A 24,186-nucleotide genomic window follows, 5' to 3' on the forward strand; every position below is an offset into this window, starting at 1 on the left:
GGCTCCGCGCAGCGCGCGCGATCCCGGGGGAGTCGGCGAGTGACCTCGTCGACTCCCCCGGCTACGGGTGCTCGGCGGCGGCCGAGGTGACCTGGTCGCCGGACCCGTCCTTCCTGGTCCGCGCGGCACGCGACCCCCAAGACTAGGCATTTCCGGGCGGTCCGTGCGCTTCAGTCGTGGCCAGGATGCGAGGACGGCCTCGACCGGAGCACCGGCCACGACATGGGCGACCGGGCCGCGGCGCGCCCCACACCGGAGATGGAGAGGTGCACTGCGATGACGGACGAAGAGAAGCTCGTCGACTACCTGAAGTGGGTCACCGCCGATCTGCACGAGGCGCGGCGACGACTGGCCGAGGTCGAGGCCGGCCGGCAGGAGCCGGTCGCCATCGTGGGCATGGCGTGCCGGTTCCCCGGCGGGATCGGATCCCCCGAGGACCTGTGGGAGCTCGTCTCCACCGGGGGTGACGCCATCTCCGGTTTCCCCGCCGACCGCGGCTGGGACATGGACGCGCTCCGCGACGGCCGCAGCGCCACCGACCAGGGCGGGTTCCTGGAGGGCGCGGGCGACTTCGATCCCGGGTTCTTCGACATCTCCCCGCGCGAGGCCGTCGCGATGGACCCCCAGCAGCGCCTGCTGCTGGAGGTCTCCTGGGAGGCGCTCGAGCGGGCCGGGGTCGACCCGCGTGGCCTGCGCGGCAGCCGCACCGGGGTGTTCGTCGGGACCTCCGGGCAGGACTACATCCACCTGGCACTGGCCGCGGACGTCGACATGGAGGGGCACGCCTCGACCGGCCTGGCCGCCAGCGTGATGTCCGGCCGGTTGTCCTTCGCGCTCGGTCTGCAGGGCCCGGCACTGACCGTGGACACCGCCTGCTCGTCGTCGCTGGTGGCGCTGCACCTCGCGGCGCGCTCGCTGCGCGACGGAGAGTGCTCGCTGGCACTGGCCGGGGGCGTGACCGTGATGTCGACCTCGGCGAACTTCAGCTCATTCAGCCGCCAGGGCGGCCTCGCCCCGGACGGGCGCTGCAAGACCTTCGCCGACGCCGCCGACGGCACCGCGTGGTCCGAGGGCGTGGGGGTGCTGCTGGTGGAGCGGCTCGCCGACGCCGAGCGGCTCGGGCACCCGGTACTGGCCGTGGTCCGCGGCAGCGCGGTGAACCAGGACGGCGCCTCGAACGGCCTGACCGCGCCGAACGGCCCCTCCCAGCAGCGGGTCATCCGGGACGCCCTGGCCGCGGGCGGTCTCGGCCCGGCCGACGTCGACGTCGTCGAGGCCCACGGCACCGGAACCCGCCTCGGCGACCCGATCGAGGCCCAGGCGGTACTGGCCACCTACGGCGCCGAGCGCGAGCGACCCGCGCTGCTGGGCTCGGTGAAGTCGAACCTGGGTCACACCCAGGCCGCGGCCGGCGTCGCCGGGCTGATCAAGATGGTGCAGGCGATCCGACACGGGACCGTGCCCGCGACACTGCACGTCGACCGGCCGTCCTCCCACGTGGACTGGACACAGGGCGCCGTCGAGCTGGCCACCGAGTCGCAGCCCTGGCCGGAGACCGGCCGGGAGCGCCGGGCCGCGGTGTCCTCGTTCGGGATCAGTGGCACCAACGCCCACGTCATCGTCGAACAGGCACCGCAGACCGGCCCCGACCCCGAGGCGGACACCGGCACCCCCGTCCCGGGCCTGGTCCCGTGGGTCGTCTCCGCCCGGACCCCGGACGAGCTGGACGCCCAGATCGTGCGGATCGGCGCGCTCGCCGCCCCCGGCGGCCCCTCGGCGACCGACGTCGGTTTCGCGCTCGCCACCGGCCGGACGCTGTTCGACCACCGGGCGGTGCTCGCGCCGACCGCCGACGACGTACGTGAGCTCGCACGTGGCAGCGCCGCGCACGCAACGGGCAGCGTCGGCGTCCTGTTCTCCGGCCAGGGCTCGCAGCAGCTGGGGATGGGCCGGGAGCTCGCCGCCCGCTTCCCGGTGTTCGCCGAGGCCTTCGACGCGGTCTGCGCCGAGCTCGACCCGCTCCTGGGCCGCCCGTTGCGCGAGGTCGTGTGGGGCGACGACGAGTCGGTGCTGCAGCAGACCGGATGGGCCCAGCCCGCGTTGTTCGCCGTCGAGGTCGCGCTCTACCGGCTGGTCGAGTCGTGGGGCGTGCGGCCGGGGATGCTCGCCGGGCACTCGGTCGGCGAGATCGCGGCCGCGCACGTCGCCGGGGTCCTCTCGCTCCCCGACGCGGCCCGGCTCGTCGCCGCCCGCGGACGGTTGATGCAGGCCCTGCCGGCCGGCGGGGTGATGGTGTCGGTCCGCGCCACCGAGGACGAGGTGACGCCGCTGCTCGAGGGCGTCGTGTCGGTGGCCGCGCTGAACACCCCCGGCGCGGTCGTGCTCTCCGGCGCCGAGGACGCCGTCGACGCGGTGCTGGCCGGCCTGGGCGGGCGGCGCAGCACGCGGCTCTCGGTCAGCCACGCGTTCCACTCCCCGCTGATGGACCCGATGCTCGAGGACTTCCGGGCCGCCCTGTCCCCGATCGTGTTCGGCGAGCCCACCATCCCGGTGATCTCCGACGTCACCGGCGAGCCGGCCACCGACCTCGGCGCCGACTACTGGGTGCGCCACGTCCGGGAGACCGTCCGGTTCGCCGACGGCGTCCGCGCGATGTCCGCCGCGGGCGTGACCACGTTCGTCGAGGTCGGGCCCGGAGGTGTGCTCGCCGCGGCGGCCGCCCAGTCGCTCCCGGCGTCGGCCACGGTGGTCCCGCTGCTGCGCCGTGACCGCAGCGAGGAGGAGTCCGCGGTCGCCGCGCTGGCCGGGATGCACTCCGTCGGCGTCGCCGTCGACTGGCCGGCGCTGTTCGCCGGCACCGGGGCCCGGTGGGTGGATCTGCCGACCTACCCGTTCCGCCACGAGCGCTACTGGCCACGGCCGGCGACGACGGGACACCCGCTGCTCGGCCCGCCCGTCCCGGTCGCCGGTACCGGCGAGACGGTGCTGACCGGGCACCTGTCGGTGCGCTCGCACCCCTGGCTGGCCGACCACGTCGTCGGCGGGCACGTCATCATGCCCGGTGCGGCCACCGTCGAGCTGGTGAACCGGGCCGGCGACGCGGTCGGCCGGCACCGGATCGAGGACCTGACGCTGGTCGCGCCGGTCGTCCTGCCCGACCGTGACGCGGTGACGGTGCAGGTCCGTGTCGGGGAACCGGACGGGCACGACCGCTGCGAGATCACCGTGCACGCCCGCCCGGACGGCGGCGAGTGGATGGTGCACGCGGTCGGTTCCCTGGCCGGCGACCCGGTCGACCTCGGCTTCGACGGCGGCGTGTGGCCGCCGGCGGGCGCGACCGAGGTCTCGCTCGAGGGGTTCTACGAACGCTACGCCGAGACCGGCCTGCAGTACGGGCCCGCCTTCCGGGGTCTTCGGTCGGTCTACACCCGCGGGGACGAGGTGTTCGCCGAGGTCGTCGCGCCGGAGTCGGCCGCGACGGCGAACGGGTACGGGCTGCACCCCGCACTGCTCGACGCCGTCCTGCACGCCAACGTGTTCATCGGCCGGGGCGACGGCGGCGCACTCCCGTTCGCCTGGAACGGGGTGTCGCTGCACCGCAGCGGGGCCTCGGTGCTGCGTGCCCGCCTGCGTCCCGGCACGGGCGACGGCGTCGAGATCGCCGTCACCGACGCCGAGGGCGACCCGGTGCTGTCGGTGGCGTCGCTGGTCGTGCGGGCCGCATCCGGCGCGGGCGCCGGGACCGCCGGTCAGCTGTCCGGCATCCGCTGGGTGCCGGGTACCGCGGCCGAGCCCGCCACCGGGACCCGCTGGGCCGTCGTCGGTGGCGACGAGCTCGACCTCGGCTACGCCCTGCACCGGGCGGGGGAGGCCGTGACGGCCTACGCCGACACCCTGGGCGGCGCGGTCGGCGAGGACGGCTCGCTGCCGGACGTCTTCCTGGTCCCGCTGGGCACCGCAGGCGCCGGGGAGGACGACGCCGACGTCCCGGCCACCGCGCACACGCTGACCCATCGGGTGCTCGCGCTGCTGCAGGAGTGGCAGTCCACCCCGGCGCTCGCGGCGACCCGGCTGGTGTTCGTCACCTGCGGCGCCGTCTCCGTCGACGCCGAGCCGCTGCGCGACCCGGCCGCCGCGGCGGTGTGGGGCCTGGTGCGCGCCGCCCAGGTGGAGATCCTGGGCGCGAAGCTGCTGCTGGCCGACCTGGACGACGCGTTCGCCTCGGCGTCGGTGCTCCCCGCCCTGCTCGGTGCCGACGAGCAGCAGGTCGCGGTGCGCGACGCCGCGGTGCGGGTGGCCCGTCTGGCCCCCCTCAGCGCCGGGCCGGACCTGGTGCCGCCCGGACCCGTCTGGCGGCTGCACCCCGCCCGGCCCGGCAGCATCAGCGGGCTCGAGCTCGTGGAGTGCCCGGAGGTCACCGAGCCGCTGACCGGCCGCCAGGTGCGGATCGGCGTCCGGGCGGCCGGGATGAACTTCCGCGACGCCCTCACCACGCTGGGCATGTATCCCGGGGAGGCCGGGCTGCTCGGCGGGGAGGCCGCGGGCGAGGTCACCGGGACCGGTCCGGAGGTGACCGGTCTGCGCACCGGCGACCGCGTGACCGGCCTGGTCTTCGGCGGGTTCGGGCCGATCGGCGTCACGGACGAGCGTCTGCTGGTGCGGGTGCCGGAGCCCTGGTCCTGGGCGCAGGCGGCGTCGGTGCCCCTGGTGTTCCTCACCGCCTGGTACGCGCTGGTCGACCTGGCCGGCCTGCGTGCGGGGGAGAAGGTCCTGGTGCACGCCGGCGCCGGCGGGGTGGGCATGGCCGCGATCCAGATCGCCCACCACCTCGGGGCCGAGGTCTACGCCACCGCCAGCGACGCCAAGCAGGACGTGCTCCGCGACCTCGGTGTCGCCGACGACCACATCGCCTCCTCGCGCACGACCGACTTCGCGTCGGCCTGGGCCGGCGCCGGCATCGACGTCGTGCTCAACGCGCTGTCCGGTGAGTTCGTCGACGCCTCGCTCGGGCTGCTCGGCGACGGTGGCCGGTTCGTCGAGATGGGCAAGACCGACGTCCGCGACCCGGACGCCCTGCCCGGTGTCGCCTACCGGGCGTTCGACCTGATGGAAGCCGGCCCGGACCGGATCGCGGCGATGTGGCAGACGCTGCTGGAACTGTTCGAATCCGGGGTACTGGCCCCGTTGCCGGTGCGCACCTGGGACGTGCGCAGCGCCCGGGCCGCGTTCACGCACATGAGTGCCGCCCGCCACGTCGGCAAGCTGGTGCTGACCGTGCCGCCGGCCCGCGACCCCGACGGCACGGTGCTGATCACCGGGGGCACCGGTGGTCTCGGCGCCGAGCTGGCCCGGCACCTGGTCTCCGAGCACGGCGTGCGGCACCTGCTGCTGACCGGGCGCCGCGGCCCGGACGCCCCGGGGGCCCTGGAGCTGCGCGCCGAGCTGACCGCGCACGGCGCCGACGTCACGGTGCTGGCGGCCGACGTCGCCGAGCGCGACGAGGTGGCCGCGCTGCTGTCCACCATCCCCGACGAGCACCCGCTCACCGCCGTCGTGCACGCCGCCGGTGTCCTCGACGACGGCATGCTCGACTCGCTGAACCCCGACCGGATGGACGCGGTCCTGCGGCCCAAGGTCGACGGCGCCTGGCACCTGCACGAGCTCACGGCCGAGGCCGACCTGTCCGCGTTCGTCCTGTTCTCCTCGATCTCCGGGCTGATCGGTGGCCTCGGACAGGGCAACTACTCCGCCGCGAACACGTTCCTGGACGCGCTCGCCGAGCACCGCCGCGGACTGGGACGGGTGGGGACGTCGCTGGTCTGGGGCCCCTGGGACAGCGAGGCCGGCATGGTCGGCGGGCTCACCGACGCCGACCGTGCGCGGATGAGCGGATCCGGGATGCCGCCGCTGCCGGTCGAGCGCGGACTCGCCCTGTTCGACGCGGCGCTGACCACGGCCGAGCCGGTCGTGGTGCCGGTACGGCCGGACGTCAGGGGGCCGGCCGTGGCCGGCGCCGTGCCGTCGGTGCTGCGCGGCTCGGGAGCGGCGACGCGCCGGACCACCGAGACCACATTGGACCGGCTCCGCGGCCTCGACGCCGACGCCCGGGAGGAGCTGCTGCGCGAGCTGGTCATCAGCCGTGCGGCTTCCGTGCTCGGGCACACCGACACGACGGCGATTGACCCGCGCCAGGAGTTTCTCTCCCTGGGGTTCGACTCGCTGGTCGCGGTCGAGCTGCGCAACCACCTGGCGGGCGAACTCGACCTGACGCTGCCCGCCTCGGTGGTCTTCGACAACGAGACCCCCGACCGGCTCGCGTCCTGGTTGCACGAGGAGCTCGCCGGGCACCTGGTCGCGGCGGACGCACCGACCGAGGGCGGGCAGCCGGCCGCCGTCGCGGTGGACACCGACTCGGAGGAGACCCTGGTCGGGTTGTTCCTCGCGGCGGTGCGCCGGGACAAGAGCGTCGAGGCGATGCAGATGCTGGACGCGGTCGCCGCACTGCGTCCGACGTTCAGCCGGACCTCGGAGCTGGAGCGGCCCGCCTCCCCGGTGGTGCTCGCCGACGGGCCGACCACACCGAAGCTGATCTTCGTCAGCGCGCCGGGAGCGACCGGCGGCGTGCACCAGTACGCGCGGCTGGCGGCGCACTTCCGTGGCCGCCGCCGGGTGCTCGCGCTGCCGCTGGTCGGGTTCGAGCCCGGTGAGACGCTGCCGGCCACCGGCGAGGCGGCGATCGAGTCGGTCGCCGAGAGCGTGCTCCGGGCCGCGGACGGAGCACCGTTCGTGCTGGTCGGGCACTCCACCGGCGGTTCGCTGGCCTACGAGGCGGCCGGGTTGATGGAGGAGCGGTGGGGGGTGCAGCCGGAGGCGGTGATCATGCTCGACACGATGAGCCTGCGCTACGCCGAGGGGGAGGGCGCCGACTACGAGGGCGTCGGCCGCTACTACCTCGCCGACATCGACTCACCGGCGGTCGCGCTCACCAGCACCCGGCTCACCGCGATGGTGCACTGGTACAACCGCGCGGCCGCGCTGCGCCCGGTGGGCGAGACGACCGCCCCCACCCTGCTGGTCCGCGCGTCGATCCCGCTGCCCGGTGGGAAGGGCCCGCAGGAGGCGCCTCCGCTGGACACCGACGCGGTGCTCACGATCGACGCCGACCACCTGACGATGGCCAAGGAGCACTCCGGTGTGACCGCCGAGGCGATGGAGGAGTGGCTCACCAGCCTGCAGGCGGCCACCCGGTGAACAGCACGGCCCCGATCCCGAACAGGAAGGATCCGTCATGACCACGAACGACATCCCGACGGTCGCCACCGGGCCGAAGCAGCGCCTGCGCCCGAGCCCGGAGATGGCGCGGCTGCAGGAGCAGGCTCCGGTGCACCGGGTGCGCACCCCGGCCGGCGACGAGGCGTGGCTGGTCACCCGGTACGCCGAGCTGAAACAACTGCTGATGGACAAGCGGGTCGGACGTTCGCACAAGGACCCCGCGTCGGCGCCGCGCTACATGGACAACCCGTTCATGGACATGCTGATCATCGAGGGTGACGGCGAGACCGGGATGCGCGAGCACACCGACATGCGCTCCACGCTGAGCCCGATGTTCTCGTTGCGACGCATCAACGCGCTGCGACCGATGGTGGACGCCTCGGCGAACGAGCTGGTCGACGCCATGGAGGCGGCCGGCCCTCCCGCGGACCTGCACCGTGACTTCTCGATGCCGTTCGCGCTCAACGTGCTCTACGGGCTGATCGGGGTCGCCCCGGACAAGCGCGGCCGGATGTTCGAGCTCCTCGGCGCGATGGCGGTGCTGACGGACCCGCAGAGCGCCCGAGATGCCGGGCTGGCGATGTCGGCCTTCCTCAACGACCTCGTCGCCGGGAAGCGGTCCGACCCGGGCGACGACGTGATCAGCCGGTTGATCGAGGCCGGGTTGTCCGACCAGGTGATCGCCACCCGGTGCGCCGGACTCCTGTTCGCCGGCCTGGACAGTGTGGTCAGCCACATCGACGTCGGCGTGGTGCTGCTCGCCGAGTACCCGGAGCAGCGCGCCGCGGCGCAGGCGGACCCCACCGTGCTCAAGCACGCGGTGGAGGAGGTGCTGCGGACCGCCTCGGCGGGCGACTCGAGCCTGCCGCGCTACGCCAACGCCGACATCGAGATCGGTGGCGTGACCATCCGCGAGGGGGATCTGGTGCTCCTCGACTTCACCCTGACCAACTTCGACCCGCGTGAGTTCGACCGTCCCGAGGAGTTCGACGTCGAGCGCCACCCGAACCCGCACATGACGTTCGGGCACGGGATCTGGCACTGCGTCGGCGCCCCGCTGGCCCGGGTCGAGCTGCAGTCGGCGTTCGTGACGCTGTTCGGGCGCCTGCCCGGGCTGCGACCCACCACCCCCCTGCTGGACCTCGACGCCGACTCGGTGTCGCTGTCCGGAGGGTTCAACCACCTGCCCGTCACCTGGTGAGGACACCTTCCAACCACGAGAACGGCCGCCCGCGGACTCCGCGGGCGGCCGTTGTCGTGTGACCGGTGGGTGGTCAGGACACGGTCGCGTCCTCCCGCAGCACCCGGTGCGGGTCCTCGTTGTCGACCCAGCCCAGGTTCGGCGGGCAGATGTCGTAGCCGAGCAGGCGCTGCAGCTCCTCCGGGTACTCCCGGAGGATCTCGCGCGGCACGGCCAGGTACTGGTTCTCCTCCTGGCGGAGGTTCCCCCGGACGTAGGACATCGTCAGGCCGGTGCGCGGGCCGGGGGAGCGGTTCGGTCCACCCCGGTGGTAGAGGCCGCCCACCCAGATCAGGCAGGAGCCCGGCGACATCTCGGTGGCCACCGCCTCCTCGGGCGTCGGGGACCGGTCGGCCTCCCAGCGGTGGCTGCCCGGGTAGACGACCGTGCCACCGTTCTCGGCACTGAACTCGCTCATCGCGAGCATGATCTGGACCCGGTTGGTCGGGCCGGGGCAGGGCAGCAGGTGCGCGACGTCGTCGCGGTGCGCGACCTGCTGGCTCTCCCCGGGCCAGATCTGGATCGCCTGGGTGATGCTGACCTGGATGTTCGGCGTGATCTCGACGCGCTGGGACCCGAACTGCTCGGCCGACGCACGCTGGATCTGGGCCCGCGCGACACCCAGGAACAGCGGGTTCAGCGCGAGCTTCTCCATCTGCCTGGACCGGGCGAACAGCGACGAGAGTCGCTTGGTCTTCTGCCCGGCGAAGGAGTTGGTGCCGTACTCGTTCCCGGCCAGTGCCGGTCGCAGATCCGCCCACAGCGCCTTGAGGGTGTCGCGGTCGATCAGGTTCTCGGCGATCAGACCGCCGTCGCGGTCCAGGATCTCCGACGCCTCATCGACGCTGGCGTCGGCGGGGAGTCGGCTGAGCTGGGGTGACATGGTGATCTCCCGGTCTCGGTGGTGATGGGGTCATGCCGGCTGGGTGGGGGTTGCGGTGGGCGTGAGCAGTCCGAGCAGTTCGTCGGCCGCGGTGCGCCGCCCGCCGGCCTGCCGCAGCAGCCGCTGGTAGTGCGCTGCGCGGTCGCGGAAGGCCGGGTCGCGCAGGACCCGGTCGAGCTTGTCCATGACGTCGGCGACGTCGACGGTCTCCGGCCGGTCCAGGGTCAGGCTCACCCCGAAGTCGCTGCCGCGGACGGCCTGGTCGTCGCAGTCGATCCAGAGCGGGCGGACCACGAGCGGGACGCCGAAGTAGAGGCCCTCGTGGAACCCGTTGCCGCCGGCGTGGGTCAGGAAGACCCGCACCTTCTCGTGCGCCAGGACGTCGAGCTGCGAGGGCACCCAGCTCTCGATGCGCACGGTGTCGGGCCGCATCTCGGCCGGGGGCAGCATCGTCTGCTGGTCGGGGGGCAGCTTCCAGAGCACGTGGTGCCCCTGCTCGCCGAGCCGCCGGCACACCTCGAGCAGGGATTCGACGTGCTCGCGGGTCAGCCGGGTCACCGTGCCGAAGCCCATATAGACCACCGAGTCGCAGGAGTCCAGCCAGGCACCGAGCCCGCCGTCGTCGGGAGCCTGCGGCAACGGCGGGACCATGGTGCCGACCAGTCGCATCGTGTCCGGGTAGGACATCGGGTACTCCAGCTCGGCGACCGTGTAGCTCAGGATCAGCGCGGCGTGGTCGACCCGGGACAGGAAGCCCTTGGCCTCGGGCGCGATGCCGAGTTCCGCGGTGACCTTCCGGTCGCGTCGCAGGAGCTCACGCATCGTCTTCTGCAGCGACATGCCGACCGTGCGCCACTTGAACGTCTCGTTGGTGATCCGCTGCGCGAGGGTCATGTCGTAGGGCAGGCCGGAGTGCGGGACGGGGAACCGCCGCGGGGTGTAGGAGCGCATGAGCGGCACGTGCGAGGTGAGCAGGTTGCTCGGCATGAACGGGTTGCTGAGCGCGTACCGGATCTTCTTGGTGATGGCGAGCTCGACGCCGTAGGCGCACATGCTCTCGATGACCATCAGCGCCGGACCGATCCGCTCCACGGCGGCCTCGAGCAGCCGGTACTTCTCGATCGAGGCCTCGGGGTGGAAGGTGTGCTCGATCAGCGCCCGGTGCGCCCGGAAGCGGGACCGCTGTGTCACGGCCCGGTAGGTCTCGTCGTCCCAGGTGGCGGCCGTCCACTCGGGAACGCTGTCGCCGAGCGGGACGAACGTGATCGGGGTGCGGCTCCCGGCGGCCTCGACATCGGCGCGCCGGTAGGAGTCGGCGGCGAAGTACAGGTCGGCCACGCCGCGGCGGGAGAGCTCCTCGGCCAGCACCAGCATCGGGTTGAACAGCCCGCTCTCCGGATGGCTGACGAACACGATCGGCTGCCGGGTCGGCTGCATCGAGATCACCTTTCGCTGGATGCCCGGACCGTTGTCCCACGTCCGGACGCGGGGAATCCCCAGACCCGGTCAGGTCGGGTCAGGTCGGGTCAGGTGAGGACGGGCTCGCGGAAGCCGCGCACGGCACCGGCGATGCCCACCGCGGCGAGCACCAGGCAGGTGAACAGCGCGATCGTGACCAGGTTTCCGGGGTCGGAACCGATGGCCAGGCTGCGGCTGGCCTCGATGACGTAGGTGAGGGGGTTGACCCCGGCGATCGCCGCGAGCCACGGCGAGAGCGCCTGCAACGGCACGAACCCGCTGGAGAGGAACATCAGCGGCAGCACCGCCAGGACACTGATGCTGTTCATCGTCTCGGCGCTGCGGGTGCTGGCCGCGATGGCCAGGAAGATCCAGCTCAGGGACCAGCAGAGGAACAGCGTCAACGCGCAGGAGACCAGGATCCCGCTGAGCCCGCCCTGCGGGGCGTAGCCCATCAGCGCCAACGCGATGAGCAGCAGGAGCACGATCTGGACCACGTTGCGGACCAGGTCGGCGAGGCTGCGGGCCAGGAGCATCGACACCGGTCGGATCGGCAGCGAGCGCAACCGCGACACGATGCCGTTGTCCAGGTCCTCCACCAGGCCCACCCCGGACTGGGTGGAGGACTGCACGACATGGTTCACCAGCACCGCCGGCATCAGGAAGTCCAGGTAGGACGTCCCGGCGGGCAGCACAGAGGTCTGGATGATGTTGCTGAAGATCTGGGTGAACAGGAAGAGCAGGACGCACGGCTGGATCAGCCCGAACACGACCAGCCCGGGGTCGTGCACCATCGCGTACAGCTGCCGGCGGGTGAGGATGGTGACCTGACGGACGAAGGGGGCGCCGTGCCAGCGCTCGGCGGTCGGCGCGGGACGCAGGGCCGGGGTGCTCATGCCGCGAACTCCGGGGTTCCGTGGGCGAGTGCGAGGTAGACGTCGTCGAGCGTCGGTTCGCCGAACGCGAGCTCGGCGACGTCGATGCCGACCTCGTCGAGCGCCCGGATCACCGTGGCGGTCTCGCGGGACGCGCTGATCGGCACGACGATCGTCCCGTCGTCGCGCACGGCCGGGGCCGTCCCGGCCGAGACCAGCGCCGACCGTGCGGTGCCGGTGGCCGATCCGGGAGCGAGGGTGACGGTGACCGTGCGCTGCCCGACCTGGCTCTTGAGCTCGGCGCTGGTGCCGGAGGCGACCACCCGGCCCGAGGACAGGACGGTGATCCGGTCGGCGAGGGTGTCGGCCTCGTCGAGGTACTGGGTCGTCAGCAGTACCGAGGTGCCCTCGTCGACCAGGCCGGTGACGATGTCCCACATCGCCCGGCGGCTGCTGGGGTCCAGGCCGGTCGTCGGCTCGTCGAGGACGATCACCTCGGGGTTGCCGACCAGGCAGGCGGCCAGGTCGAGCCGGCGGCGCATCCCGCCGGAGTAGGTGCGCGCCTTCCGGGACGCCGCGTGGGTCAGCCCGAACGCCTCGATCAGCTCGTCGGCGCGGGCGCGGGCGCGGGTCTTCGACGCCCCCAGCAGGCGGGCCAGCAGGACCAGGTTGTCGATCGCGGACAGCTTCTCGTCGACCGAGGCGTACTGCCCGGTCAGCCCGATCCGTTTGCGGACCTCACCGGGTTCCCGGCTGACGTCGAAGCCGGCCACCCTGGCGGTTCCGGACGTGGGGGGCACCATCGCGGTCAGGATGTTGACCAGGGTCGTCTTCCCGGCGCCGTTGTGTCCGAGCAGACCCATCACCGTCCCCCGGCCGACGGTCAGGTCCACTCCGGCCAACGCCGGGGTCGAGCCGAACATGCGGCCGATCCCGATCGCCTCGATGATCGGTTCATCGGACCTGGCGCGGGTCATGGGGCACTCCCTGCAGGATGGATCGGGCCGCCGGGGACGGCGGGCGCCGCGGGTGGTCGCCGCCACGATGCGAGGGTGCGGGCGCCCTGTCGAACCGGTCGTAGCACCTCAGAACTGGGGGGACCCGTGGTTCCCCGCGGGCGCGGTGCACGGGGCAGGTCGCGCCGTCGCCGGGCGACCGGGGTGTGCGGCCTCTCCCGGCCCCACTCGTCCGTTCCGCCCGGCATGTCGCGGAACTGGCCTAGACTGATGATCTTCCGGTCCGGGCGCGTGTGCCGACCGGACCGGTCGATCCCGGAGGTTTGTCCATCGATGTCCGACCACAGCCCCGGTCGCAGGCGCCTCGTCGGCCGTGACGTCGAATCGGCCTGGCTGGCCGAGGCACTCGTCGCCGCTGCGGCCGGGGAGCCCGCCGTGCGGCTGCTGGTCGGCCGGGCCGGAATCGGCAAGTCCGCGCTGCTCGACCAGCTGTGCGACACGCGGCCGCCCGGTGCGGACGTGCGCCTGCTGCGGGCCCGCGGCCGCGAACAGACCGCCGACGTGTCCTTCGCCGTGGTCCGGGACCTGTTCGGTCCGCTCGGCCTCGGCTCCGGGGCGGGGAGCCCCGAGCTGCTCGAGGGCGGCGCGCGGTGGAGCATGTCCGCGCTGGCCGAGGACTTCGCCGGCGCCGATCCGGACAACGTCTACCCGGTGCTGCACGGGTTGTACTGGCTCACGGTCAACCTCACGACGCAGGCCCCGTTGCTCGTGGTCGTCGACGACCTGCAGTGGTGTGACGACGGGTCCCTGGCCTTCCTGGCCTTCCTCCTGCGCCGCTGCGCCGGTCTGCCGCTGGCGGTCGTGCTCGCCACCCGCACCGACGAGACGGGAACGCTCCCGGCCCGGCTGGCCGGTATCGGCGGACAGATTGGCGTGGACGTCAAACAGGTGCGCCCGCTGGGCCGCGCGGACATCGCCCGTCTCGCCGTCGCCCGTGGCCCGCTGGACGCGGAGCCGTTGCACGCCGACCTACTCGACGCGCTGGCCGAGGCCTCCGGCGGCAGTCCGTTGCTGGTGGAACGCCTGGTCGCCGAGCTCGGCCCGGTGACCCGGGAGCAGGCGACCGGACGTGTGCACGAGCTGGGGCGCGAGGTGCTCGACCGCCTGGTCGAGCGGCACGTCGTCGCGCCGGACGTCGCGGCCGTGGCCTCGGCGGTCGCCGTCGTCGGCGCCGAGGCCACCGATGTGCTCGCCTCGCTGTCCGGCGTACCGGCCGGCTCCGTGAAGGACGCGGTCGACATCCTGGTCCGGACCGACGTGTTCGCTCCGGGCCGCACGGACTTCCGGCACGACCTGCTGCGCTCGGCGGTGCTCCGCCGGCTGCCCGAGGACCGGCTGACCGAGCTGCGGCGGCGCGGCGCGCGCGTGCTCAGCGACGCCGGACGCCCGGCCGAGTCGGTCGCCGCCGTCCTGCTGGCACTGCCCGAGATCTCCGAGCCCTGGATGGCCGACGTGCTGCTCGAGGCCGCGACCGCGGCCGGGCACCGGGGCGCACAGCCCGCCGTCGCGCGGTACCTGGCCCCGGTGCTCCAGGCCCGGCCGCACGACGTCGGGGTGCGGATGCGGCTGGCCGCAGCACTCGGGCAGACCGCGCCGGACGAGGCGGTCCGGCAGCTGCGCGAGGCCCTCGACCTCGCGCCGGACCTGCCGACCCGGGCCAGGGTGGCCGTGCAGCTGGCGATGACCTCGCTCGCGGTGCAGCAGGCACCGGAGGGGGCCCGGATCCTCCAGGACGTCCTGGACGCCCTGGACACTGCGGCGGACACCGATTCCGGCCCGGAGGCGACCGAGCTGCGCACCCACGTCGAGGCGGCGCTGCTGGTGGCGGGACTGGACGAGAAGAGCACCGTGGCCGAGACGATCGCCCGGCTGCGTCGGATGTCGGTCCCCGCCGGACGGACCCCGGCCGAGCGGCAGAAGCTCGCCATGATGACCGTCGCCAAGGCGATGGAGGGCGACGGGGCCGACGCCGCGGTGGAGATGGCCCGGCGGGTCCTGCTCGTCGACGAGGCCACCCTGGGCGGGTGGGCCGTACTGGCGTCGTCGTTGGTGCTCCGCCTGGCCGACGAGGTCGAGGAGTCCACGGCGGTGCTGGACCGGCTCGTCACCCAGAGCCGCCGGCAGGCCTCGGCCTGGACCTACAGCCTCGCGATCGGGACCCGCTCGGCCAACCAGTTACTCGTCGGCGACCTCGCCGGGGCCGAGGACGACGCCCAGGCCGCCCTCGACGTGGCCGAGCAGGAGGCGTGGCGCGGCAACACCGTGGTGCCCACGATCGCGTTGGCGAGTGTGCGCCACCTGCAGGGCAGCCCGGAGGAAGCGCTGGCCCTGCTGGACGGGTTGAGCCGGCCCCGGCTGGAGGACTTCGCCTGGGAGTACCACCTCTACCTGATGACGCGGGCCGGAGCGAGTGCCGACACGGGCGACGTCGAGGTGGCACTCGCCCTCTACCGCCGCTGCGGGCAGAGCCTGGACGCCGCGGGCATCGCCAACCCGATGCTGGCGCCCTGGTGGGCCCACGCCGCAGTGCTGCTCGCCGACACCGGCCGGGCCGCGGCGGCGCGCGGGATGGTCGAGCTGGGTGAGCAGAGCGCCGCCCGGTGGGGCACCGCCCGCAGCCGCGGGCTGGCCCTGATCGCACGCGGGGTGATCACTCCGGGGCCGGGGGGACCGGAGCTGCTCGACGAGGCGGTCGCGGTGCTGGAGAACTCCCCGGCGCGGATGGAGCTCATCCTGGCCTACCTCCGGCTCGGCCGTGCCGTGCTCGAGCTCGGGTACCCCGAGGCCGCGCGCGAGCACCTGCGTCACGCAGCGACCCTCGCGGCGCGCTGCGGCGCGCTGCGGGCGGCGACCGCGGCGCGGGAGCTGCTCGTCCGGGCGGGCGGCCGGATGCGCAGACCCACCGGCTCGCCGCTGGACCCGTTGACCGGCGCGGAACGTCGGGTGGTGGCCCTGGCCGTCGACGGTGCCCGCAACCGGGAGATCGCGGAGGCCCTGTTCATCACACTGCGGACCGTCGAGGTGCATCTGACCAGCGCGTTCCGCAAGCTCGGGGTCGCCGACCGGGCCGGTCTGGCCGAGATCGTGAGCGGCGCCCGGGTCCGTCGGGGATGAGCGAACCCACGATCCGCGTGCGTGGCGGCGGGACCGCGGCCCTCGGTCGTGCCCTGGACTCGCTCGCGGCGGGGACCTCGACGGTCGTCACCGTCACCGGCGAGCCCGGCACCGGGCGCTCCCGCCTGCTGCACACGGCGGCGGCAGGGGCGCGCGCGAGGGGTGTGCGCGTCCTGACCGCCCGGGCGGTGGTCGCGGAGAGCGAGTACCCACTGGGGGTCGTGCACGGGCTGCTCCGGCCGCTCGACGGGTCGGCGGAGCTGCGGCGCGCCCCGGGCGCACCGGCGGACACCGCGCTCCTGCACCGGTGGTGTCGACTCGTGCTCGACGCCGCGCACCGGCGACCGGTCCTGCTGGTGGTGGACGACCTGCACTGGGCGGACACTGAGTCGCAGCGCTGGCTGCAGATGCTGCTGCGACACCGGCACGGGGCACCCGTCGGGGTGCTGGTGGCGGCGAACGGGACACACGAGGCAGCGGAGTGGGCGGGGGCCCCGGCCATCCGCGCCAACGTCACGCTCCGGACCGGGCCGCTGCCGCTCGCGGCCGTCCGCGCCGCCGTCACCGCGGCCTACGGCGCCGCGCCGGACCGCGCGTTCTCTGTCGTGGCCCGGCGTGCGACCGGGGGGAACCCGGCCGTCCTCGCCGCGACGCTGGCTCGGCTCGACCGGTCCGTGACCCCGACCTCCCCGGCCGTACCCGAGCTGCGCCGGTGCGCGGCACTCGCGCGCGCCGAGCAGGTCAGGGCGGTACTGGACGGGATCCCGGCCGACCTGGTCACGGCCCTGCGCGCGGCGGCCGTCTGCGGCCCGGATCTCTGGCCGGTGGTCGACCGGATCGGTGGGCCCGGCCCGTCCACCGGGGCCGATGTGCGGACCAGGCTGGCCGCCACCGGCCTGGTCCGCGGGCCGGGCTGCCTGCTGCTCTGCGACGAGGTGGTCACCGACGTGGTCCTGGCCGGGATCGACCCCGACCGGCGCCGGGGCCTGTTCGCCCGGGCCGCGGCGCTCGCCGTCCGCGCCGGGCTGCCGGACGACGGTGTGGCCCGCGCGCTGCTGGCGGCCCCGACGCTCGGCGAGCCCTGGGGCGCGGAGCTGCTGTACCGGGTCGCCTGCGGCCACCGGGGTCGCGGGAACCACGCCGCGGCCGCCGCGTGCGCCGAACGTGCCCTGCTCGAACCGGTCCCGCCGGGGCTGTCCGGGCCGCTGATGGTCGAGCTGGCCACGGCCAGGTCGTGGACCGAGCCGGTGGCGGCCCGCCGGATGCTCGCCCTGGTCGTGCAGGAGGCGGATCCCACGGACGGCCCGCACGGGGCGCAGGCAGCCGACCTGCTGCTGGCCGACGGCGACGTCGGTGCCGCGCGCCGCGCACTCGCGATCACCGTGCGTCGGTGCGCGGGCGACACGACCGCGCACCGGGACCTGCTCTCGCTGTCCCGGCTGACCGACGAGCTGGGCTACGACGACCTGCTGGCGGCACCGTCGTGCGCACCGGAGCCCGCCGGGCCGGGGACGGACCCCCCGCCCGCCGCGTCCACCGCCGCCGCGAGCGGGTCCCTGGCCTGGTCCGAGGCGGTACGGGGCCGGGACCGGGCCGCGGCGACCCGACTCGCCCGCGAGGCACTGGCGGCTCCGGACGCCGGGTGGACACCGGTGATGCCCCGGGTCATGGCCGCCATGACGTTGGAGGTGGCGGGCTGCCCCCACGAGGCGCTGCGCGCGCTGGAACCGGTGCTGCTCGACCTCGCCGGCGACCGGAGCGTGCCGCCCGCGATCCTGGCCATGACGGCGCTGGTCGCCCTGCGCGCCGGTGACCTCGACGGCGCCCGGCGCGACCTGCGTGCTGCCCGGGCCGCGTCGGCGGGACGGGCCCGGCCGGGCGGCGGCGACCCGCTGGTCGCGGCCGTGCAGATCCTGCTGCACCTCGCCGAGGGCGACCTCGCCGAGGCGACCGTCGTGGCGTCGGCGAGGCACGGGGTCGGGGGCGACCGGCCCGGCATCGCGCTCCTGGCCTACGCCCTCGGGCGGGTGCACGCCGCCCGGGGTGGGGCCCGGGCCGGATTCGAACTGTTCATGAGGTGCGGGCGGTTGTTGCTGGACCGGGGCCGGGTCAACCCTGCTCTCGTGCCGTGGCGCTCGGCGGCCGCGGCGGCTCTCGCGGCCTGCGACGAGCACGCGGCCGCGCTGCGGATCGCGCGGGACGAGCACCGGCTGGCCGTCCGATGGGGCGCGCCGGGGCCGATCGCGGTCGCGGGGGCCGCGGTCGCGGCGCTGGGACGGGAGTTGTCGCATGTTGCGGGACCGTGAGCCGGAGCTGCGTGTGCTGCGCGACGCCGTCCTGCGCGCCGCGGACGGCCGGGGCGGTGCGATCCTGCTCGGCGGCGGTCTCGGCACCGGCCGCACCGCCCTGCTGGACGCCGCGGCCGACATCGCCGTCGCCGCCGGGCTGCGGGTCCTGCGGGCCACCGCCGACGTCGTCGAGCAGGACTTCGACCACGGCGTCGCCCGTCAGCTCTTCGACCCGTTGCTGGCCACCGCCGCGCGCGGCGACCGGGAGCGCTGGCTCGCAGGCCGCGACGTTCCGCAGGCGTTGGCGTACGTGCCCGCGGATGCCGACGACCCGACGGTGGCGCACCGGTGGATCCAGGAGCTGCAGGACCTGCTGGAGGCGGTGGCCGCCGGCGGCCCGGTCGCCGTGTGCGTGGACGACCTGCAGTGGGCCGACGGCCCGTCGCAGCGCTGGCTGAATCACCTCGCGGTCCGTGTGACCGGGTTGCCGGTCGTCCTGGTGGCCACGGCACTCGACGGCGACCCCTGCTCGCAGCGGCCGCCGGTCCGCGCGTTCGCCCGCAGCGCCGCCGTGCTGCGGGCCCGCAGGCTCCCGCCCGAGGCGGTCGACGCCGTGATCGCGGAGCGGTTCTGGCCCGCGGCCGCCCCCGAGTTCGTCCTGGCCTGTCACGAGACCTGCGCGGGCAACCCGCTGATCCTCGACACCGTGCTCGGCGAGCTCGTGGCCGCCGGTGTCCGGCCGGACGCCGCGCAGGCCGGGGCGGTGCGTGCGGCGCGGCCGGTGGCACTGCGGGAGCGGCTCGCCCGGTGCGTGCGCGGGCAGGACCCGTCGGCGCGGCGCTACCTGCGCGCGGTTGCGGTGCTGGGTGCGGGGCCGGACCCGGAGGTCCTGCGCCGGCTCGGCGAGCTGGACCGGGCGGACCTGCGCACCGTCCCGGCGTCGCTCGTCGAGCAGGGTCTCCTGACAGGACAGGGGGTCGTCCGGGTCGTGCACCCGCTGGTGGAGGAGGTCGCGACCGAGCCGGCGGAACGGGAGGACCTGCACCACCGGGCCGCCCGGTACCTGCACGAGTTCGGCCATCCCGCCCTGGAGGTCGCGGGCCACCTGCTGGCCGTGACCGCACCGCTGGCCACCTGGGCCATCGAGGTCCTGCGGGCGGCAGCGCAGCAGGCCGCCGCGACGCCGGTTCCCGACGCTCGGCACTCCGGCGTACCGGACCCCGACGCCGTGGACACCGCCATCCGTTGCCTGCGCCGTGCGTTGCTCGACAGCGGGGCGACCAGCCGCGAGCGGGGAGTGCTGCTGGTCGAGCTCGCCTCGGTGGAGCGCTTCGTCGAGCCGGGCACCGCCGTGCGGCACGTCGCGCAGGCCCTCCCGCTCCTCGACTCGGCCCGGGACCGCGCCGCGGCGCTCACCCTGATCGACCCGGCCATGTGCCGCGATGCCCCGGACTCGGTGCAGGAGGCGATCCGCCGCGCGGACACGGGGGACGCCGACGGGACCGTCGCCCTGCGGATCCGGGCCCGTGCCCGGCGGATGGCGGAGGAACGCCCGGAGGGGCTGGCCGAGTCGTGCCACCTGCTGCGCGAGGTGCTCCGCGCTCCGGACGCGATGCTGAGCACCTCGGCGGGGCGGGAGCTGGTCGGGGTGCTGCTCCACGCGGCGATGCTGACCGGGCACGTTCCGGCTCGCGACATCGCGCACCTGGGCGAGCGTCTGTTGCGGATCACACCCGCCCGGCAGCTGCCACCCCCGCCCGGCGTGCCGCCCGGGGACGGACCACGCGGTCTGCTCGTCCTGGCGCTGGTCGCCGCCGACCGTCCGGCCCCCGTCGAGGCGTGGCTGGCCGGTCAGGGGGACCGGGACCCGGCCGTCGCATCGGCCGACGAGCTCGCTCTGGTGCAGCTCGCGCAGGGACGGGTGGCGGCGGCAGCGTTGCCCGGCGTCCTGCGGGCCGCCGGACCCCCCACGGCGTTCCACGCCGCGCTCCTGGCCGCCGCGCTCGACTCGCGGGTCCTGGTGCCGGGACGCGCCGTCACTGATCGGCCACCCGGCGTCGGTCTGCTCGCCCACGTGACGCACCAGATGATGCGCGCGGCCAGGGCCTGCGCACACGAGGAGCCGGATCTCGCGCTGGAGTGCTTCCTCGACGGCGGCCGCCACCTCGACCACCTGGGATGGCGCAACCCGGCGCTGTTCCCGTGGCGGGGCTGGGCGGCGCGGCTGTACGGGCGGCGCGGCGAGTACGACGCCGCGGTCGCCTACGCCGACGAACAGCTCACCCTGGCCGAGGCGTGGGGCGCACCGGCCGCGCTGGGGCGCGCCCTGCGGATCCGAGGCTCCCTGGCCGAGGGCGCCGACGGCACCGCCCAGCTGCGTGCTGCCGTCGACGTCCTCGCCGGTTCGGGCGACCTGCGCGAGCTGGGCCGGTCCGAGATCGCGCTCGGCGGGCGGCTCGCCCGGGCCGGCGATCCGGCCGGGGACGAGCTGGTGCGTCGGGGCCGGCAGCGCACCGCCGAGCTGGGGGCGGACGCCGCCGCGACGGTCGACCCGGCCCCGGCCCCGGCCGCGGGCGGGACCCCACCGGCCGAGCCCGCCACGGAGGCGGCGGCCGGGCCCACCGGGCCGGAGGGCCCTGATCCGCTGACCGAGGCCGAACGCCGGGTGGTCCGCCTGGCCGTCGGGGGCGCGACCAACCAGGCGATCGCCGACGACCTCGGTATCAGCCGGCGGGCCGTCGAGAAGCGCTTGACCAGCGTCTACCGCAAGCTCGGGGTGAGCGGGCGGGCGGCGCTGCCCGGCGCGGGCTGAGCCGGATCAGGCCGCCCCGGCCCAGCTCGCCGGGGATGCGAACCCTCCGTGGCCGGGCCAGGTGACGACCCGGCGCGGCGGGTCCCGCCGTGGCCGCGCCGCGCCGGCCGACGCGAGCACGGCGAGGGTGACCGCGGCGATCTCGGTCTCGTCCGGGTACCCGCCGCTGATCTGGATCCGCGACCCCGGATCGCGGGTGTCGGCCGAGGCGCTCACGTCGGCGGGTTCCCGTGCTTGCGCTGGGGCAGCTCGGTCCGCTTGGCGCGCAGCACGGCGAGGGCCTCGACCAGCGCCGCCCGGGTCTCCGCGGGGTCGATGACGTCGTCGACCAGACCCGCCTCGGCGGCGTAGTAGGGGTGCATCAGCTCCTGGCGGTACTGCTTGATCCGCTGGGACCGGGCTTCCTCGGGGTCCGGTGCGGCGGCGATCTCACGGCGGAAGACCACGTTCGCCGCCGCCTCAGCCCCCATCACGGCGATCTCGTTCGTCGGCCACGCCAGCGAGATGTCGGCGCCGATCGAGCGCGAGTCCATCACGATGTAGGCGCCGCCGTAGGCCTTGCGCAGGATGACCTGCACCCGGGGGACCGTGGCGGCGCAGTAGGCGTAGAGCAGCTTCGCTCCGTGCCGGATGATCCCGCCGTGCTCCTGGTCGCCGCCGGGCAGGAAGCCCGGGACGTCGACCAGGGTGACCAGCGGAATGCTGAACGCGTCGCAGGTCGACACGAACCGGGCCGCCTTCTCGGAGGCATGGATGTCGAGCACGCCCGCCATCGACGACGGCTGGTTGGCGACGATCCCGACCGTGTGCCCGTCCAGCCGGGCCAGCCCGCAGATGATGTTGGTGGCCCATGTCGCGTGTACCTCGAACAGGTCGCCGTCGTCGACGACCTCGGCGATCACGTCGTGCATGTCGTAGGCGCGGGAGGTGTCGGCGGGGACGATGTCGAGCAGCGCGCCGGTCATCCGGTCCCGGGGGTCGTCGGTGGCCACCACCGGCGGGAGCTCCCGGTTGTTGGAGGGCAGCAACGACACCAGGTGCCGCACGTCGGCGAAGCAGGTCTCCTCGTCGTCGTAGGCGAAGGCGGCCGCTCCGGTCTCGGTGGCGTGCACGTGCGCGCCACCGAGCTCCTCGTGGGTGATCGACTCGCCGGTGACGGCGGAGACCACGTCAGGTCCGGTGATGTACATCTGCGAGATGTCGCGGACCATGAACACGTAGTCGGTCAGCGCGGGGGAGTAGGTGGCGCCCCCGGCGCACGGGCCCAGCATCACGCTGATCTGCGGGACGACGCCGGAGGCGCGCACGTTCCGGCGGAAGATTCCCCCGTAACCGGCCAGGGCGGTGACCCCCTCCTGGATCCGGGCCCCGGCCCCGTCGCTGAGGCTGATCAACGGCGCACCGGCCGACTCGGCGAGGTCCATCACCTTGTGGATCTTCGTGGCGTGCGCCTCACCGAGGGAACCACCGAAGATCCGGAAGTCGTGGGCGTAGACGAAGACGGTCCGCCCGTCGATCCGACCCCAGCCGGTGACCACACCGTCGGTGTGCGGGCGCCGGTCCTCCAGACCGAACCCGGTGGCGCGGTGGCGGCGGAACTGCTCGATCTCGCGGAACGACCCCGGGTCGAGGAGGAGGTCGAGTCGTTCGTGCACGGTGAGCTTGCCGCGGGCGTGCTGCTGCTCCGTCGCCTGACGCGACGGCCCCAGCCGGGCCTCCCGCCGTGTCGCGTGCAGCTCGGCCACCCGCGATCGCAGGTCCTGCGTCGCCGCGTCGATGTCGCTGGTCGCAGTCATATCGTTCCCATCGTCTCGGGTCGGTCGCCGGCACTCGGCGCCACGCGATCCGTCGTGCGAATCCGTCCGGTCGCGCCGGCAAGCCGATCCCTGCACGGCCGAACCGGACAGCGGGCTCACTTGACGTGGTCGGGAACCACCTGAGGCGGCCAGGAGCCGAGTTCGAAGAAGCCCATCGAGTAAGCCTTCGAGATCAGGGCTGGGCGATTCTTCACCTTCATCTTCCGGAGCAGCGCCGTCACGTGGTATTCCACTCCGCCGCGGCTGAGGAACAGAGTCGAGGCCAGCTGGACGGTCGAGGCCCCGGAGGCGACACCCTCCAGGATGCGGGCGTCCATGTCGGACAGGATCTTGCGCGGTGCGCCTCTGCCGGCCATCGGTCCGGCGTCGCCCTCGACGGGGCGAAGCACGGCCATCACGCCCTCGACCCGGCCTGCGTCCCGAGCGGTTGCGGTCGCCATCAGGTCGCCCCACACCGTCGAGTCCGGACCGAGCAGGGCGACCGAGCGTTCGTACACGCGGGGCTGCTGACCGTCGAGCAGGCGCTCGAGCTGGTTGCCGAGCCTGGTCCGGATGCTCGGGTGGACGAGCGTGCAGAATGACGATCCGCAGATACTCGCGGTGTCCGTCCGGTGAAATCTACGAAACATCTCCTGGTTCGCCGCCACGATGCGCAGGCTGCGGTCCAAGGAGACCATGCAGGCGCTCGTGGAATCGCTGGAGAGGCGCTCCCCGGTCATTCCCTCGGATGTGCTGACTCGCATGTATTACTCCCCGGAGGTTCGCGTGGCAGGAGCCTGATGTGAAGACGTTTTCGACGTTAGGAAGGGGGAGCGACGGGCGTCAACGAAGCCGGCGCGTAAGCGCTTAACACTGTGGCTGCGGGGGGTACGGAGTTCGGTACGGGGGCGGTTCGGTGTGTGACAGCGGTCACTACGGTGTGGTGCGGTGCCCGAGGGTCCGCGCGGCACGCGCCCGGTCGCCGGGCCGGGCCACCGCGGAGCCCGGACGGACCGACGCGTGGCCGGGGACCGGGTGCGGCGGCGTCCCGCGGGCTCCATCGCCTCGGACCCCATTGCGCCGGGCCCCATCGCGTCGGGCGCCGCCGCGCCGGGGGTCAGTGCTGGAGCACGCCGGCGTCGGTGAGGTCGGCGATCCAGTCGCACATCTGGTCCCGGATCGACCAGGGGTCGGCGTCCCAGGTCCGGGCCAGCGACGCGACGGCGTCACCGAGCTGCCACGACTCCTGACAGAGCACGATCCACATCGCCGTGCCCATCTCGTCGCAGAGCAGGCGGTCCGCACTGTCCGGGCGGGAGATCTCCATCCACCCCGTGTCGAACACCCTGACCGACAGCCCGGGAACTGGTTCCACGGCCCCCCCTCCCGACTCTGCGCGGCGGAACCCCTCTGTTCCCCGCCGGCGTCCACC

13 protein-coding genes are annotated in these 24,186 nt (G+C 74.2%); 5 read left to right on the forward strand and 8 right to left on the reverse strand.

The window, feature by feature from the left end; all coding sequences use genetic code 11:
- The first annotated feature begins 222 nt into the window (after nt 1–222).
- Both XF36_RS05060 and XF36_RS05065 read left to right on the forward strand, forming a co-directional pair.
- Nucleotides 223–7,251, forward strand: coding sequence for a type I polyketide synthase (locus XF36_RS05060; RefSeq protein WP_060711086.1), 7,029 nt, complete (start codon nt 223–225; stop codon nt 7,249–7,251).
- Between the two features lie 37 nt (nt 7,252–7,288).
- Complete coding sequence (locus XF36_RS05065) at nt 7,289–8,473, forward strand: cytochrome P450 (protein ID WP_060711087.1); 1,185 nt, start codon at nt 7,289–7,291, stop codon at nt 8,471–8,473.
- Nucleotides 8,474–8,546: 73 nt separating this feature from the next.
- Here the strand turns inward: XF36_RS05065 and XF36_RS05070 are convergent, their stop codons facing one another.
- The 4 genes from XF36_RS05070 to XF36_RS05085 all read right to left on the reverse strand — a co-directional run bounded on the left by XF36_RS05070 (nt 8,547) and on the right by XF36_RS05085 (nt 12,705).
- Complete coding sequence (locus XF36_RS05070; protein WP_060711088.1) at nt 8,547–9,395, reverse strand: phytanoyl-CoA dioxygenase family protein; 849 nt, start codon at nt 9,393–9,395, stop codon at nt 8,547–8,549.
- A gap of 30 nt (nt 9,396–9,425) precedes the next feature.
- Nucleotides 9,426–10,832: a glycosyltransferase gene (locus XF36_RS05075; protein WP_060714433.1), complete on the reverse strand. Its 1,407-nt coding sequence runs from the start codon at nt 10,830–10,832 to the stop codon at nt 9,426–9,428.
- An 89-nt stretch (nt 10,833–10,921) separates the two neighbouring features.
- Nucleotides 10,922–11,749 carry an ABC transporter permease gene (locus XF36_RS05080; protein WP_082375172.1) on the reverse strand — a complete coding sequence of 276 codons (828 nt, stop codon included), beginning with the start codon at nt 11,747–11,749 and terminating at the stop codon, nt 10,922–10,924.
- Nucleotides 11,746–12,705, reverse strand: a complete 960-nt coding sequence (locus XF36_RS05085) for an ATP-binding cassette domain-containing protein (protein ID WP_060711089.1) — start codon at nt 12,703–12,705, stop codon at nt 11,746–11,748. Before XF36_RS05085 ends, XF36_RS05080 begins: the two co-directional genes overlap by 4 nt.
- 312 nt (nt 12,706–13,017) lie before the next feature.
- Between XF36_RS05085 and XF36_RS05090 the strand changes: the two genes are divergently transcribed.
- From XF36_RS05090 to XF36_RS05100, 3 genes are read left to right on the forward strand one after another with little or no spacing between them, the layout of a single operon-like run.
- Nucleotides 13,018–15,858, forward strand: coding sequence for a helix-turn-helix transcriptional regulator (locus tag XF36_RS05090; protein WP_060711090.1), 2,841 nt, complete (start codon nt 13,018–13,020; stop codon nt 15,856–15,858).
- The gene (locus XF36_RS05095) at nt 15,855–18,164 is read left to right on the forward strand and encodes an ATP-binding protein (protein ID WP_082375174.1); all 2,310 of its coding nucleotides are present in this window, start codon (nt 15,855–15,857) and stop codon (nt 18,162–18,164) included. The genes XF36_RS05090 and XF36_RS05095 overlap by 4 nt, the downstream gene beginning before the upstream one ends.
- A complete protein-coding gene (locus XF36_RS05100; protein ID WP_060711092.1) occupies nt 18,148–20,958 on the forward strand; it encodes an AAA family ATPase in 2,811 nt (936 codons plus the stop codon). The genes XF36_RS05095 and XF36_RS05100 overlap by 17 nt, the downstream gene beginning before the upstream one ends.
- A gap of 6 nt (nt 20,959–20,964) precedes the next feature.
- Here the strand turns inward: XF36_RS05100 and XF36_RS05105 are convergent, their stop codons facing one another.
- From XF36_RS05105 to XF36_RS05120, 4 genes are all read right to left on the reverse strand, one after another.
- Nucleotides 20,965–21,174 (reverse strand): acyl-CoA carboxylase epsilon subunit, encoded by a 210-nt coding sequence (locus tag XF36_RS05105; protein ID WP_060711093.1) that lies wholly within the window; start codon nt 21,172–21,174, stop codon nt 20,965–20,967.
- A complete protein-coding gene (locus tag XF36_RS05110; RefSeq protein WP_060711094.1) occupies nt 21,171–22,754 on the reverse strand; it encodes an acyl-CoA carboxylase subunit beta in 1,584 nt (527 codons plus the stop codon). Before XF36_RS05110 ends, XF36_RS05105 begins: the two co-directional genes overlap by 4 nt.
- Nucleotides 22,755–22,870: 116 nt before the next feature.
- On the reverse strand, nt 22,871–23,452 hold the full coding sequence (locus XF36_RS05115) for a LuxR family transcriptional regulator (RefSeq protein WP_064485558.1): 582 nt from the start codon (nt 23,450–23,452) through the stop codon (nt 22,871–22,873).
- A 419-nt stretch (nt 23,453–23,871) separates the two neighbouring features.
- The gene (locus XF36_RS05120; RefSeq protein WP_145981262.1) at nt 23,872–24,129 is read right to left on the reverse strand and encodes a PqqD family protein; all 258 of its coding nucleotides are present in this window, start codon (nt 24,127–24,129) and stop codon (nt 23,872–23,874) included.
- Nucleotides 24,130–24,186: the final 57 nt, after the last annotated feature.

It is taken from the genome of Pseudonocardia sp. HH130629-09, from assembly GCF_001294645.1.
In the GTDB taxonomy this organism is placed as follows: domain Bacteria; phylum Actinomycetota; class Actinomycetes; order Mycobacteriales; family Pseudonocardiaceae; genus Pseudonocardia.

Coding starts and splice junctions, on each gene's coding strand:
- XF36_RS05060 (WP_060711086.1), top strand. CDS start 223: ATGGGCGACCGGGCCGCGGCGCGCCCCACACCGGAGATGGAGAGGTGC.
- XF36_RS05090 (WP_060711090.1), top strand. CDS start 13,018: ATGTCCGACCACAGCCCCGGTCGCAGGCGCCTCGTCGGCCGTGACGTC.
- XF36_RS05070 (WP_060711088.1), bottom strand. CDS start 9,395: ATGTCACCCCAGCTCAGCCGACTCCCCGCCGACGCCAGCGTCGATGAG.
- XF36_RS05100 (WP_060711092.1), top strand. CDS start 18,148: ATGTTGCGGGACCGTGAGCCGGAGCTGCGTGTGCTGCGCGACGCCGTC.
- XF36_RS05065 (WP_060711087.1), top strand. CDS start 7,289: ATGACCACGAACGACATCCCGACGGTCGCCACCGGGCCGAAGCAGCGC.
- XF36_RS05075 (WP_060714433.1), bottom strand. CDS start 10,832: ATGCAGCCGACCCGGCAGCCGATCGTGTTCGTCAGCCATCCGGAGAGC.
- XF36_RS05085 (WP_060711089.1), bottom strand. CDS start 12,705: ATGACCCGCGCCAGGTCCGATGAACCGATCATCGAGGCGATCGGGATC.
- XF36_RS05095 (WP_082375174.1), top strand. CDS start 15,855: ATGAGCGAACCCACGATCCGCGTGCGTGGCGGCGGGACCGCGGCCCTC.
- XF36_RS05080 (WP_082375172.1), bottom strand. CDS start 11,749: ATGAGCACCCCGGCCCTGCGTCCCGCGCCGACCGCCGAGCGCTGGCAC.
- XF36_RS05115 (WP_064485558.1), bottom strand. CDS start 23,452: ATGGTCTCCTTGGACCGCAGCCTGCGCATCGTGGCGGCGAACCAGGAG.
- XF36_RS05110 (WP_060711094.1), bottom strand. CDS start 22,754: ATGACTGCGACCAGCGACATCGACGCGGCGACGCAGGACCTGCGATCG.